The organism is Streptantibioticus rubrisoli, assembly GCF_024436055.1.
In the GTDB taxonomy this organism is placed as follows: Bacteria; Actinomycetota; Actinomycetes; order Streptomycetales; family Streptomycetaceae; genus Streptantibioticus_A; species Streptantibioticus_A rubrisoli.
The window spans coordinates 12,230-25,454 of the sequence record NZ_JANFNH010000030.1 but is presented as its reverse complement, the minus strand read 5'-3'; the positions used below and the strand labels follow the sequence as shown (position 1 = coordinate 25,454).

Sequence of the window (13,225 nt, the reverse complement as noted above, 5' to 3'; positions counted from 1 at the left end):
CGGCAGGGGCCCGTACAGCGTCGTCTGTGCCAGGCCGCCCGGCTGCGGCGGGCCCCTCCCTGCGAACCACGACGAAGCCCCCGCCATGCGCGCTCTTACCTACCCACACCGCCCGTGAAGGGACGCCCATGTCCGTACCCGAAGGACTGACCGTTCCAGAGGTAATGGCCGCGCTGCGCCTCAGCCGCAGCACCGTCTACGACCTCATTCGTTCCCGTGAACTCGAAAGCTTCAAAGTCCGCCGATGCCGCCGCATCGCCCCCGAGAGCCTGCGGGCCTACCGCGACAAGCAGATTGAGGAGAACGCCGCCTGATGGCCCGTAGGAAGAACCCCAACGGCTCAGGAAGCATCTGGCTGCGCAAGGACGGCCGGTACGAAGCTCGCGTCTACGTCCCCCAGCCCGATGGCACCCGTAAGCGTAAGACCGTCTACGGCGCCACCTGGGATGAATGCGACACGAAGCGCCAGGAGTTGGTCAGGCGCGACCGGCAGGGGATCCCCACCCCTACCCGTTCAGCGAAGCTCTCCGAGTGGCTCCCCTACTGGCTTGAGGAGTTCGTCAGGCCAGAGCGTAAGAAGACCACGTACGCGAAGTACGAGACGCACGTTCGCCGTTACCTCGTCCCCTTGCTGGGGGCGAAGCGCCTTGAGTCGCTGGGTGTTCCGGACGTGCGGCGAATGATCACGTCCGTGTCCGCGCAGGCGTCGCCAGCAACAGCGAAGGAATCACACCGAGTTCTGAGAAGCGCCCTTTCAGCCGCGTGCCGGGAGGAACTGATCAACCGCAATGTCGTGCAGTTGGTGCCAGCGCCCCGCGTGCAGCCGCGCGAACTCAAGCCGTGGACTTTGGACGAGACTCTGACGTTCCTGGAGGCAGCACGGGCAGATCCTCTTTACACGGCATTTGTGCTGGCCGTCGCCCTTGGCATGCGGCGCGGTGAGATTCTCGGCTTGCGCTGGACCGATATCGACCTGGAGCGCCGGACGTTGACCGTTCGGAATCAACTCCAACGCGTACAGAAGGAGTTGTACGAGGACAACACGAAGAACCGGCGTACCCGCTCCATCCCGCTGCCTCTCATGTGCATTGCTCCCCTGCGCTGGCAGCGTCTCCGCCAACACGAGCAGCGGACCCTCGCCGACAGTCGATGGCAGGAGGGCGGCTACGTCTTCACGACGCGGACCGGTCGCCCTGTCGAGCCGCGGAACATCAGTCGATCTTTCGAGCGGATCACGGACGCGTCCGGCCTCCCGAGGATCCGACTGCACGACACACGGCACGGATGCGCGACGCTTCTGTTCGCGGCAGGAGTACCGCCACGGGTGGTGATGGAGATCCTCGGGCACTCGCAGATCGCGGTGACCATGAACATCTACACCCACGTGTCGGACAGCAACCGCCGTGAAGCGATGGGCCATATGGACAGGCTGCTCAAGCGGCGGCGGCGCACCGACTGACCCGGTTGCCGTCAAGTCCTACCGTCAACGCCCCCGCAGCGCTGAGCTGCGGGGGCGTTTTGGCTGGTGGGCACAGACGGATTCGAACCGCCGACATCTGCTTTGTAAGAGCAGCGCTCTACCGCTGAGCTATGCGCCCTCGCGCCTCAAGGGCGCGGGATGGACAGGTTACCCTGTGCGGGGCCCTGGTCGACAAATCCGGGGGCGGGGGAAACCCCACCCGGGGTTGTGGGGCGGGGCGGCGCGTCGAGTGGCGGCGGGACCAGGCGTCGGGTCTTCGCGCTGGGTGGGAAGGCGCTGATCATCGACGACAACGACGGGGCCGTGGAGGCCTCCAGCTTCGGCTGCCCCGCTGAAGATCAGCAGTGGCAACGGCATGGTCTCCGTCGCCGACGCCACCGGCGGCCTCGCCCTGAGCAGCGGCAACGGTCAGATCACCGGGACCGGCCTGAAGGCCCCGCCCCGAAGGCCCCGCAGGGGCGGATGGGCCTCACCACCGTCCCCGACCGGGTGGACGGCGTCTCGCGCAACGGCTCGGGCACCGTCGACCTGCCCTGCGCCCCCTACAAGGTGACCGCCGAGACCGGCAACGGCCGCACCCGCGTCGACATGCCGCGGGAGACGCGCAGCGGCCACGTGGTCACCGCGCACAGCGGGCACGTCGTCACCGCGCACAGCGGGCACGTCGTCACCGCGCACAGCGGCAACTGCCCCGTCGTGGTGAGCGGCACGAGCTGAGCCGCCCCGGGCGCTGTGTCCGCCGGTTCCGAGTGGGAGGATGAGCCCGGCCGGACCAGCGGGAGAGGGATGTGACGACGGCACGTTCGTGGTGGCGGCGCGGGGAGGACAACCATCGCGCCGAGGCGCAGGCGGCCAAGGAGGCCGCGGCCGAGGCGTTCTACGAGCTGGACACCGCCCAGCGCGAGCTGCGCCTCGCCATCGAGACGATCACCGCGGTCGACCACACCCCGGCCGGGCGCAAGGCCGCCGCCGACTTCGAGTCGCTGGGACACCGGATCGACCAGGTCAGCAGCGGGTACATCGCGGCGGTCGACGCGCACGACCTGGACGCCGTCGACCTCGACCTGGCCACCGCGACCCGGGCGCGCAACGCGTTCACGCTGGCCAGGGACGACATCCTGAAGACCCGCGCCGAGCTGGAACGGTTCGCGCGCGGCCTGAGCGGCATGCTGACCCGCGCGGAGAACGAGCTGGCCCGGCTCGCGCCCGCCGTGGAGCGGGCCCGGCAGTCGCTGCTGGCGGCGACCAACGCGCTGGACGCGGTGCGCGCCTCGGGCCTGGCCGCGGACGACCTCGCCGCCCGACTGGCCGCGCTGGGGCCGGAGTTGACCAAGCTCAACCAGGGCGCGGCGGCGCACGGCGTGCCGGAGACCATCCGGCGGGCCGACGAGACCCGGCGCGCCGCCGAGGAGATCCGTGCCGAGGCGGAGCGGTTGCCGCAGCGCGCGGCGGAGATCGACAAGCGGCTGGTCTCCCTGCGTACCCGGGCGCAGGCGCTGGCCACCCGGGCCGAGCAGGTCGGGCCCACGCTGAGCGAGCTGCGCCGCAGGTTCAGCGCCGCCTGCTGGCAGGACCTGCAGCGGGTGCCCGACCAGGCGGCGGACGCGGTCGCCCGGGCCGAGCGGAAGCTGGCCGAGGCGCAGGCCGCGCGCAGCGAGCAGCGGTGGCCGGAGGCGACCGCCGCGCTGAGCGCGCTACGGGACCTGCTGGGCGAGTCCGACGCGGCGGTCGCCGCGGCCGGTGACCGGCTGCGGCGGCTCAACGAGGTCAGCCGGGACCCCCGGGCGGAGATCGACCGGACGCGGTTCGCGCTGCGGGACGCGCAGCGGCTGGCGATGCAGGGTCGTACGACGCCCGAGCCCCGGCACGCCCGGCCGCTGGACGAGGCGGTGGGGCGGGTGGACCGCGCGGTCGACGCGCTCACCGGGCGGCATCCGGACTACTGGGCCTTTCTCACCGAGATGGCGGCGGTCCGGCAGACGGCCGAGCGCGTCGTCGCCAACATCCGCGAAGAGCGGGCCCGTCCCCGCTGAACGACGGTTCTTCCCGCCCGGCCGCCCGATTATCCTGCGGGCATGCCTCGTTATGAGTACCGCTGCCGTGCCTGTGGCACCACGTTCGAGCTGAACCGGCCGATGGCCGAGTCCTCCGCGCCCGCGAGCTGCCCGGACGGGCATAAGGACACCGTCAAGCTGCTCTCCACCGTCGCCGTGACCGGTACCGCCGGTGCCGCCGCTGCCACGCCGCCCGGTGGCGGGGGTGGCGGCTGCTGCGGAGGCGGCTGCTGCGGCTGAGCTGGCCGCACCGGCCGGATGGGCGGATGCTGGAAACCGGCGCGAATGCGAAGCCGGGAAACCGGGCAAGCGCAGCTGGCAACCGTATCCTCCAAGGAGCCGGGCCATGAAACTGGACGAACATCTGCCGGTGGACCACCGACTCAGCCAGGTGTACCGGGTCGGTGCGGGGCTGATGGGCCTCGTGCTGGTGGCCTTCGGGATTCTGGGGCTGCTCAACCACGTGGGGTTCTTCTCGCTGCACGGCCAGCGGGTCGCGGGGCTGAGCTCGAACGGCGCGCTCAGTGTGCTGTCCATCGTGATCGGGGCGCTGCTGTTCGTGGGGATGGTCATCGGCCGCAACTTCGCGTCCACGCTCAACATGGTGCTCGGCGTGCTGTTCGTGCTCAGCGGCTTCGTGAACCTCGCTCTGCTGGACACCAACGCCAACTTCCTGGCGTTCCGCATGCCGAACGTGCTGTTCAGCTTTGTCTTCGGGCTGGTGCTGATGACGTTCGGGATGTACGGGCGGGTGCACAGCCACCTGCCACACGACAACCCGTACTGGAAGCAGCGCAACCCGGAGCGCGCCGCCCGTGAGGAGGCGGCGCGCCGGGAGGTCAGGCGTCGACCCTCCGGGCCAACGTCACTCCGTCCGCAACAGTGAGCAGTACCGCCTCGACGCGTTCGTCGGCCAGTACCAGGTCGTTGAAGGCCCGGATGGCGGCCGGGGAGCCCGTGGCGTTCGGGTCGGTCACCCCGCCGTGCATCAGCGTGTTGTCCACCACCAGCAGGCCGCCGGGCCGGGTGCGGCGCACCAACTCCTCCCAGTACAGCGGGTAGTTGCCCTTGTCGGCGTCGAGGAACGACAGGTCGATCCACGGCTCGTCGTCCGGCAGCGCGCGCAGCGTGTCCAGCGCGGGGGCGATCCGCAGGTCGATGCGGTCCGCGACGCCCGCCTTGGCCCAGGCCTCGCGGCCCACGGAGGTCCACTCCTCGGAGATGTCACAGGCGATGATCCGGCCGTCCTCGGGCAGCGCCCGGGCCATCGACAGCGTCGAGAAGCCGGTGAAGGTGCCGACCTCCACGATCTGCCGGGCGCCGATCAGCCGTACCAGGAAGCTCAGCAGCGGACCTTGTTCCTGGGCGATCTGCAGTCCGGCGGATTCCGCGAACCGGGTGTGGGTAATGTCGACCAGTTCGCGCTGGACCGGGTCGAGCGGCGGGTTGTGCTCCCGTACGTATGCGTAGAGTTCCGGCGTTAGCGGCGGGCTCTTGGTCTCGGTCACCGGACGCTCCTCAGTGGTTCACGTGGTGGTTACCGTTGCGTAGGGTTACGCCATGTCGACCGTTTCTGACAGCTTGATCGACGCGGCGGTGGCTCTGGTGCCCAGCATCGCAGGCCGCAGGGTGCTGTTGGGGCTGGCGGGTGCGCCGGCGGCGGGCAAGTCGACGCTGGCCCGACGGCTGGTGCGGGGCGTCGGACAACGACTGGGTGCGGATTCGGTGGGGTATGTCCCGATGGATGGGTTCCATCTGTCCACCGCGCAGTTGGATCTGCTGGGACGGCGCGACCGCAAGGGGGCCGCGGACACCTTTGATGTCCATGGCTATGTGCACCTGCTGCGGCGGCTGCGGAGCGTGCCGGAACATCCGGTCTACGTACCCGATTTTGACCGTCGGCTGGAGGAGCCGGTGGCGGCCGGTCTGGTGGTGCCGCCGACGGTCCGGCTGGTGATCACCGAGGGCAACTACCTCGCGGACGACGGCGACGGCTGGCGTGAGGTGCGTGGGCTGCTGGACGCGCTGTGGTACGTGGACACTCCTCGCGGGGTGCGCGAGGAGCGGTTGCTGCGCAGGCATGTGCGCGGTGGGCGCACGCGGGATCAGGCGTTGGCGTTCATCGCCGGGAGCGAGCGGGGTAACGCGGAGCGGGTGGAACGGTGCAGGGCCAACTGCTCGCGGGTGGTACGGGGGTAGGCCCTGCGGGCCTGGGGGCGAGCCCCCAAACCCCGCTGCCCGGCGGGACTTTGGTGGCGGTAGGTCCCGAACTCCCTTCGGCCCCGGCCGCCTCATAACACCGTGCCCTCCACCCACGCCGCCATCCGCCGCAGGATGCCCTCGCCCGCTGCGGCGCCCACCGTGTCCAGGGCGGTGATGTGCGGGGCGTGCCAGCCGGTGTCGGCCAGTTCGCCGTGGCCGGGGCGCCAGCCCTTGTCGGCGGCGAGCAGCAGATCCGTGTCGAGCAGCGAGTCCCCGGCGGCCAGTACCCGGGCCGCGCCGGTGCGCCGTACCACCTCGGCCAGGGCGGCGCTCTTGGTGAGCTGTTTGGGCACCGCGTAGAGCTTGCGCCCCTGGAGCGAGACCGTCCAGCCGCGGGCCTCGGTCCAGCCGGACAGTTCCTTCAACCAGCCCTCCGGCAGCCGCTGCCGGTCCACCACCAGGTACACGAACAGGTCCTCGGCCACCCGGGCGGCGTGCAGCCAGTCGCGCTCGGCCGCCCGCGTCAGCTCGTCCAGTACCTCGCCGAGCGGCGCGGACGACGAGTCCAGTGAGCGCCGCACCTCGTGGTGCCAGTCCCGGTCGGTACGCCCGTCGACGAGGATGTGGCCGCCGTTGGCGCAGATCGCGAACCGCGGTTCGCCGCCCGGCAGATGGACCCGGCGGTACTGCTGCCGGGTGCGGGTGGTGACGGGTACGAACTCGGTGACCGCGGCCAACTCCGCCAGCAGCGCCGCCGCCCGCTCGGTGAGGAAGCTCAGCGGCCTGCCGTGGCACACCTCCACGCACAGCAACCGCGGCGCCTGTTCGTCGGGCATGGCCAGGGCGAGGGCCTGCGCCGAGTAGATGAGGGTGCGGTCGAGGTCCGCCGCGATCAACGTACCGCCGGACGCGTATGTCATCCGCGCACCACCGCCCTGCCGTCCGCGCCGATCGCCCCCGCGGTGAACCTCGGATGCACAAGACCGACGCAGCGGTACGGGCCGAGCACGTCGTCCACCTCCTCGACCAGGACACCGCGCTGGTCGGCGAGCAGCCGTACGTGGTCCAACTCCGGTCCGGCGCCCCGGTGCACCAGGATCCGCCAGGGCACCCGGCGCAGCAGCACCCGGGTGGCCTCCCCGACGCCGGGCTTGACCAGGTTGGCCTCGCCGATCCCGTACTCGGCGCTGATCTGCTCAACGGCGGCCCAGCCCGCCCAGGTCGGGATGCGGTCCTGCGCGCGGGCCTCCTTGACCTCGGTGGCGACGGTGTCCACCACGTCTCCGAAGCACTTCGTCACGGTGTCGACGAAGACCCCGGAGACGTCCGCTTCCGCCAACTCCCGGTAGAACTTGGCACCGTGGAACTCGCCGGGACCGATCAGGTCCGGCCGCAGCACTGTGCGTGAGACCAGCCCGGTCACCGTGGAGTTCAGACAGGCCGAGGGGATCAGGAAGTCCTCGCGGGTGCCGAAGGTGTCCACGCAGGAGCCCGGGTCGGCGAGCACCGCGAGCCGTGGGTCGAATCCCATCTGCCGGAACGGCGCGAGTGCGGCGCGCAGTTCGCGGCAGATGGCGCCCTTGCCGGTCCAGCCGTCGACGAAGACCACGTCGGACGGATCGTGCCGCTGCGCGATCCAGCGCAGCGCCGTGGTGTCGATGCCCCGGCCACGCACGATCGACACCGTGTAGTGCGCCAGTTCCAGGCCGTGCGCCTGCTGCGCCCAGCGGCGCATCAACACCCCGACGGGCGTTCCGGCGCGGGCCAGTGAGACCAGCACCGGCGCCGGTGAGCGCTCGCTCAGCACGGTTTCGGTGACGATGCCGACGGCCCGGGCCAGGCGTCGCGCGGACCGCGCGAGCGCGGTGCGGAACAACCGCCGGTACTCGGCGCTCGGCTGGTACTCGACGGGCAGTGACTCGGCGTAGTGCGCACCGTTTTGCACCGCCTCCTCGCGCTCCTCGATCGGCTGCTCAAGGGCCACCTCCGAGAGGTCCTTGAGCAGCCAGCCGACCTCGTCCGGGGCGTAGCTGGAGAACGCCGGTCCGCGCAGGGGTTCACAAGGCATGGTTCCGGTCCTGCCGTTGGGGTTGTACTGCCGTGGGAAGGTGGAGTGCCGGTGGGGGTGGTTCTGCGGTTCGGGTACGTACGAGGGGATGGCGGCGACCAGCAGCCGGTCGGTGTGGGCGGCGAGCCGGGCCAGCAGTCCGTCGGGCGCCGTCAGACGAGGGGTGTCGCCCGCGGAGTCCACGACGACGGCGATCGCGTCGAAGCGTCGCATACCGTGGGCGCTCGGCGCCACGTTGTAGGCATAACGTTCACCCGCACCGTCCAACGGGTTGTCGTGGGTGGGGAAGGCGATACGGGTGTGCAGCGGGTAGCCGGGGTCGTCGAGGGCGAGTGCCGGGGACCGTGTGGTGGACGAGAAGTACACCTCGATGCCGTCGGCTTCGGCGTCGAGCGCCGCCGCCAGCCGCAGTGGCGCGTACATCAACTCCTCGCAGCCCAGCACCAGGACGCGGCGCGCGCCGGGCGGCAGTGCGCTGCCCAGCCGGTTCACCATGCCCGGCAGCGCCGCTTCCAGGCGCGTGCGGTGCCCAGGGGTGAAGCCGTGCCGTGCGCCGTCGGGCAGTTCGGGCGGCCAGCCGAGGTCGACGCGGGACACGGCGCCCCGCCTCGGCGCGGGCGGGTGCGGCGGTGCGGCCGTGCCGTAGCGGCGTACCAGGTGGGCGCCGCGGGTCAACACATCGGGCGGGACCCGTACTTCACCGGCGGCCAGGGCCAGTACGTCCACGCGGGCGCCGAGTTCGGCCGCGCACGCCGTCAGCCGGGCGCGGTCCAGTGGGCCACGCAGGTCGGCCAGCGCCGCCACCACGTAGTGGTCGCGCGGATAGCGGGTGTGCAGCGCCCGTACGGTGTTCAGCAGGGTGTTGCCGGTGGACAGTTCGTCATCCACCAGCACCAACGGGCCGCCGCCTGCGAGCAGTTCGGGGTCGGCGGGCAGCAGCAGATGGTGGGCGGCGTGGCTGTGCTCCTCCTCGAACCGGGCCACGGGCGGTACCGAGGGCACCGGGCGGCGCGTCGAGTGCAGATACGGTGCGCGCCCCAGGCCGTCGGCCACGCACTGGCCGAGCCCGGCCGCGGCCTCCGCGTAGCCGAGCACCACGGCACGGGCGGCGGCCTCGCCCAGCAGTGCCAGCACCCTGCGGCCGAGGGCCAGTCCGGTCTGGTGGACGATGTGCGGGCGCTGCGGTACGTACTTGCCCAGGACGTTGGAGACCAGCAGGTGCGCGCGCTTGTCGTTCTCCCGTACCGCGAGGCCGAGCAGCCGGGGCAGTTCCGGCGAGCCGGTGAGCGTGACGCCGAGGTGGTCGGCGGCCCACTGACCGGTCCAGACGGCGGTGCCGGTGCTCATGCGGGGCCGGTCCCGGAGACGTTCGCGGGCACGTTGCGGAACAGGGCGTTCCGCGCCGGTGGCACGGCGGGTCCAAGGTGGTGCATACGGCTCCCGGTAGTGGTGTGCGGTGGTTCGCGGATCTTCGCCCTGGCAGGCATCGGTGATCATCGCACGCGGTCTCTTGATGAAGTCTTGACCATCAGGCGTCAGATCGGCATCAGTTGGTGATCGGCCATCGGATCGATGTCGCCCGCACCCCTGCGTTGTCCGGCCGGGGGGCGGGAGGGCAGGATTACCGTCATGACGCACGTGATGGTGAAGGGGTCCAACATCCCGCTGCGGGCATCCGCGGTCCGCGCGGTACTGCGGTGGAACACGGGCGCCGGGGTGCCCGATGTGGACGCCTCGGCGCTGCTGCTGGGCGGTGACGGACGGGTGCGCTCGGACTCGGACTTCGTCTTCTACAACCAGCCGCGGCACCCCTCCGGCCGGGTCCGGCACCGTCCCAAGCGGCGTGACGGACGGGGGCTCACGGACAGCCTGGACATCGAACTAGGCGCGCTGGAGCCCTCGGTGGACCGGGTGGTGCTGGCCGCCTCCGCGGACGGTGGGGCGTTCGGCAGCGTTCCCGAGCTGCGGTTGCTGCTCCTTGACCTCGCGGCGGGGGACGACTCGGAGCCGGTCGCCACCTTCGACATCACACCGGACACCGGCGAAGAGACCGCGATGATCTGCGGCGAGCTCTACCGGCGCGGTACCGGGTGGAAGTTCCGTGCGCTGGGGCAGGGGTACGCCAGCGGACTGGTGGGGCTGGCAACGGAGTTCGGCATCGCGGTGGACGACGCGGAGGCTCAGGCACCCGAGCCGACGGTGGCCGCCGCCGAGCCTGAGCCGGTACCCGCTTCGGTGGCCGCACCGGTGACCCCGGAGCCCGCTTCGGTGGCCGCACCGGTGGCTCCTTCGGCGCCTGCTCCGGTGGCCCCTTCGGCGTCTGCTCCGGCGCCCGCTTCGGTGGCCCCTTCGACGCCCGCTTCGGTGACCCCGCCGCCCAGCGTTCCGCCGCCGCCCGCGGTGCCGCCCGTGCCGAACTCCCAGCCCGCGTACGGCTATCCGCAGCAACTGACGGCCAGCAGCTACGGATATCCGCAGCAACCGTCATACGGCTATCCGCAACAGCCCGGCGGCTATGGCTTCCCGCCTCCCGCCGCGCCCGTGCCCACCACACAGCAGAGCGGATACGGCTACCCGCCGCACCCGGCATACGGATATCCGCAGCCGGCCACCGCCACTCAGCAGGCGGCCGCACCCACCGTCCCGGCGATCACCCTGCCGCCGCAGGGGCCGCAGTTCCAGCACGGGCGGTAGCCCGCCCGACTCCCGCTAGCGACCCTAAGGGGCGCGGGGCTGTGTTCATGTGCGGCTCCGCCGCGTGGGCGCGACCAGCCACGACGGTGCCGCAGCCGCTCGACGGCATATCGCGGCACTTCGAGCGGAGCGCTCACGCCTTGGACTTGTAGCCCCGTCCCCACTGCAGGCCCCAGCCGTAGAGCCGGTCCAGTTCGGACTGGAAGCCGTAGACGTACTTCACCTCGCGCCGCACGGTCAGCTCGCCCTTGTTGTTCTCGATCAGCACCACCGCGCACGAACGGGCCTCCGGGGCACGCTCGGTGAGGGCGATCTCGATGGCGGGGCCAGCGCTGGGGTAGAGCGTGACGACCGCGTGGGTACGGTCGAACGCCGGGGTGCCGTCGTAGATGTAGACGAACACCAGCAGCCTGCGGAACTGCTCCTTGTGGTCGAGGTTGATGTATATCGTCTCGCCGGAGCCCGAGCCGAACCGGTCGTCACCGCTGAGTTGGATATACGGCTCCTCGTTGAACGACCCCAGGAAGTTGCCCAGCGGCTGGACGACTCCCTTCTTGCCGTCGGCCAGTTCGTACATACAGGCGAGGTCGAGGTCGACGTTGACCATCGCGGGCCCCTGCGCCTGCACGAGTTCCGGCTTGAACAGACCGAAGGGCCTGCGGAACAGACCGCCCCGGTCGCGGTTCGGATCGCTGAAGTCCGAAGTGCGCATCGACCAGGTGAGGTTGACCCGCAGGTTGCCGTGCGCCGAGCCCTGGTGGTTGAGCGAGACGACCTGGTTCCTCTTGGTCAGGGTGACCGTGTGGGCGATGCCCATGTCGAACTGGGGTGAGCTGTTCCCGCCCCGCAAGAACTGCCATACGCCAGCCATGTAGCCCTCCCCTGCCGCGGCCAACGTCCAGGCTCAGACACCCGAGGGTATCTCCGCCTGCTCCTCCAACTGCTCGGAGCCTTCCCCGAGTCGACGGTTGCGTACCACGGAGGAAAGGAACGAGGCGAGGATCAGTACGACGCCGACCAGACCGGTGACGACCTCGTTGACCTCGTGCTTGATGGTGACGAGCAGGATGACGGCGAGCGCGCCGATCGCGTAGTGCGCCCCGTGCTCCAGGTACACGTAGTCGTCCAACGTCCCCTTGCGGACCAGGAAGACGGTGAGCGAGCGGATGTACATCGCGCCGATGCCGAGGCCGAGCGCCATCATGAAGATGTCGTTGGTGATGGCGAACGCGCCGATGACGCCGTCGAAGGAGAACGAGGCGTCGATGACCTCCAGGTAGAGGAACATGAAGAAGGCGGCCTTACCGGCCAGACCGAGCGCCGAGGCACCGCCCCTGCGCGCGGGGGCGGTCTCTTCGGCGCCGTCCGCATCGGCCGCGGCCTCGTCGCCGTCCTCCTCAAGGCGCCCCTCGAAGAATCCGGAGACGCCGCCCACCACGAGGTACGTCACCAGTCCGGCGACCCCGGCCAGCAGCACCGTCGCCGACTTGTCGGCGGTACCGCCGCCCTGCAGCGGGACCGAGGTGGCCACCGTGGTCGCGGTGACCAGCAGTGCGACCAGGGCGACGATCACCGAGAGGGTGTCGAGCTTGCCGACCTTGGCGAGCGGCCGCTCCAGCCAGGCCAGCCAGTGGAGGTCCCGGTCCTCGAAGAGGAAGTCGAGGAAGATCATCAGCAGGAACACCCCGCCGAACGCGGCGATCGCCGGATGGGCGCTGGTGACCAGGTGCTGATAGCGGTCCGGGTCGTTCACCGCCACCTTGACCGCTTCGATCGGCCCGATCTTGGCGGTGATGGCCACGATGACGACCGGGAAGACCAGCCGCATGCCGAAGACGGCGATCAGCACGCCCACGGTCAGGAAGATCTTCTGCCAGAAGGCGTTCAACTTCCGCAGGATGCCCGCGTTGATCACCGCGTTGTCGAAGGAGAGCGAGATCTCCAGCACCGAAAGGATCGCGACCACCGCGAGGCCTTGCCACCCCCACAGGACACCCGCGAACGCAAGTCCGGCGACGGTTATGGCGAATGACCAGCCGAACGTTCTGACGAGCACTGGCGATCCAATCCTTGGTGGTCCCTGGTGCGGCGGCTGCCGCGTTTTTACGAAACGTTGACCCCAAAGTCTAGGGCGATGCCGCGCAGACCCGACGCGTACCCCTGGCCCACCGCACGGAACTTCCATTCACCGCCGTACCGGTAGAGCTCACCGAAGATCATCGCGGTTTCGGTGGAGGCGTCCTCGGTCAGGTCGTAGCGCGCCAACTCCCGGTTGTCCGCCTGGTTGACCACCCTGATGTAGGCGTTGCGCACCTGGCCGAACGCCTGTGAGCGGACCTCGGCGTCGTAGATCGAGACCGGGAAGACCACCTTGTCCACGCGGTCCGGAACCTTGGTGAGGTCCACGAGTATCGTCTCGTCGTCGCCACCGCTGCCGCCGACCAGTTCGTCACCGGTGTGCTCGACCGAACCCTCGGGGCTCTTGAGGTTGTTGTAGAACACGAAGTACTCGTCGCCCAGCACCCGGCCCTGCGAGCACAGCAGGGCGCTGGCGTCCAGGTCGAAGTCCGCACCGGTGGTCGACCTGGCCTCCCAGCCGAGGCCGATCATGACGTGTGTGAGGTTCGGTGCTTCCTTGCTGAGGGAGACGTTGCCCCCCTTGGCGAGCGTGACACCCATGTGGTTCGTTCCTCCCCGAAGTTCCTTGGTCCCCGCGGGTCCGGCGCC

Annotated in this window: 14 protein-coding genes and 1 tRNA gene; 8 read left to right on the top strand and 7 right to left on the bottom strand. The window is 70.2% G+C overall.

What is annotated here, in order from left to right:
• Positions 1 to 128 precede the first annotated feature (128 nt).
• Positions 129 to 314 (top strand): helix-turn-helix domain-containing protein, encoded by a 186-nt coding sequence (locus NON19_RS22110; protein ID WP_255930597.1) that lies wholly within the window; start codon positions 129 to 131, stop codon positions 312 to 314.
• A complete protein-coding gene (locus tag NON19_RS22105) occupies positions 314 to 1,459 on the top strand; it encodes a tyrosine-type recombinase/integrase (protein ID WP_255930596.1) in 1,146 nt (381 codons plus the stop codon). Before NON19_RS22110 ends, NON19_RS22105 begins: the two co-directional genes overlap by 1 nt.
• Positions 1,460 to 1,523: 64 nt before the next feature.
• Here NON19_RS22105 and NON19_RS22100 read toward each other — a convergent pair.
• A tRNA-Val gene (locus tag NON19_RS22100) sits at positions 1,524 to 1,598 on the bottom strand.
• A gap of 344 nt (positions 1,599 to 1,942) precedes the next feature.
• Between NON19_RS22100 and NON19_RS22095 the strand changes: the two genes are divergently transcribed.
• The 4 genes from NON19_RS22095 to NON19_RS22080 all read left to right on the top strand — a co-directional run bounded on the left by NON19_RS22095 (position 1,943) and on the right by NON19_RS22080 (position 4,420).
• The gene (locus tag NON19_RS22095; RefSeq protein ID WP_255930595.1) at positions 1,943 to 2,197 is read left to right on the top strand and encodes a hypothetical protein; all 255 of its coding nucleotides are present in this window, start codon (positions 1,943 to 1,945) and stop codon (positions 2,195 to 2,197) included.
• A 71-nt stretch (positions 2,198 to 2,268) separates the two neighbouring features.
• Positions 2,269 to 3,513 (top strand): hypothetical protein, encoded by a 1,245-nt coding sequence (locus tag NON19_RS22090; RefSeq protein WP_255930594.1) that lies wholly within the window; start codon positions 2,269 to 2,271, stop codon positions 3,511 to 3,513.
• A 42-nt stretch (positions 3,514 to 3,555) separates the two neighbouring features.
• Positions 3,556 to 3,774 carry an FmdB family zinc ribbon protein gene (locus NON19_RS22085; RefSeq protein ID WP_255930593.1) on the top strand — a complete coding sequence of 73 codons (219 nt, stop codon included), beginning with the start codon at positions 3,556 to 3,558 and terminating at the stop codon, positions 3,772 to 3,774.
• Between the two features lie 106 nt (positions 3,775 to 3,880).
• A complete protein-coding gene (locus tag NON19_RS22080) occupies positions 3,881 to 4,420 on the top strand; it encodes a DUF4383 domain-containing protein (protein ID WP_255930592.1) in 540 nt (179 codons plus the stop codon).
• On the opposite strand, the gene NON19_RS22075 is transcribed toward NON19_RS22080, so the two are convergent.
• Complete coding sequence (locus tag NON19_RS22075) at positions 4,374 to 5,042, bottom strand: O-methyltransferase (RefSeq protein WP_255930591.1); 669 nt, start codon at positions 5,040 to 5,042, stop codon at positions 4,374 to 4,376. The two genes, NON19_RS22080 and NON19_RS22075, sit on opposite strands and share 47 nt — an antisense overlap.
• Before the next feature lie 52 nt (positions 5,043 to 5,094).
• On the opposite strand from NON19_RS22075, the gene NON19_RS22070 reads away from it, so the two are divergent.
• Complete coding sequence (locus NON19_RS22070; RefSeq protein WP_255930589.1) at positions 5,095 to 5,733, top strand: nucleoside/nucleotide kinase family protein; 639 nt, start codon at positions 5,095 to 5,097, stop codon at positions 5,731 to 5,733.
• A gap of 92 nt (positions 5,734 to 5,825) precedes the next feature.
• On the opposite strand, the gene NON19_RS22065 is transcribed toward NON19_RS22070, so the two are convergent.
• Positions 5,826 to 6,656: an HAD family hydrolase gene (locus NON19_RS22065; RefSeq protein ID WP_255930587.1), complete on the bottom strand. Its 831-nt coding sequence runs from the start codon at positions 6,654 to 6,656 to the stop codon at positions 5,826 to 5,828.
• Positions 6,653 to 9,151, bottom strand: coding sequence for a phosphoribosyltransferase (locus NON19_RS22060; RefSeq protein WP_255930585.1), 2,499 nt, complete (start codon positions 9,149 to 9,151; stop codon positions 6,653 to 6,655). The genes NON19_RS22065 and NON19_RS22060 overlap by 4 nt, the downstream gene beginning before the upstream one ends.
• Positions 9,152 to 9,433: 282 nt before the next feature.
• Between NON19_RS22060 and NON19_RS22055 the strand changes: the two genes are divergently transcribed.
• Positions 9,434 to 10,498: a TerD family protein gene (locus tag NON19_RS22055; protein ID WP_255930583.1), complete on the top strand. Its 1,065-nt coding sequence runs from the start codon at positions 9,434 to 9,436 to the stop codon at positions 10,496 to 10,498.
• A gap of 133 nt (positions 10,499 to 10,631) precedes the next feature.
• On the opposite strand, the gene NON19_RS22050 is transcribed toward NON19_RS22055, so the two are convergent.
• From NON19_RS22050 to NON19_RS22040, 3 genes are read right to left on the bottom strand one after another with little or no spacing between them, the layout of a single operon-like run.
• Positions 10,632 to 11,369: a TerD family protein gene (locus NON19_RS22050; protein WP_255930581.1), complete on the bottom strand. Its 738-nt coding sequence runs from the start codon at positions 11,367 to 11,369 to the stop codon at positions 10,632 to 10,634.
• Positions 11,370 to 11,402: 33 nt separating this feature from the next.
• Positions 11,403 to 12,554 carry a DUF475 domain-containing protein gene (locus NON19_RS22045; protein WP_255930579.1) on the bottom strand — a complete coding sequence of 384 codons (1,152 nt, stop codon included), beginning with the start codon at positions 12,552 to 12,554 and terminating at the stop codon, positions 11,403 to 11,405.
• Positions 12,555 to 12,601: 47 nt separating this feature from the next.
• Positions 12,602 to 13,177, bottom strand: coding sequence for a TerD family protein (locus tag NON19_RS22040; protein ID WP_255930577.1), 576 nt, complete (start codon positions 13,175 to 13,177; stop codon positions 12,602 to 12,604).
• Positions 13,178 to 13,225: the final 48 nt, after the last annotated feature.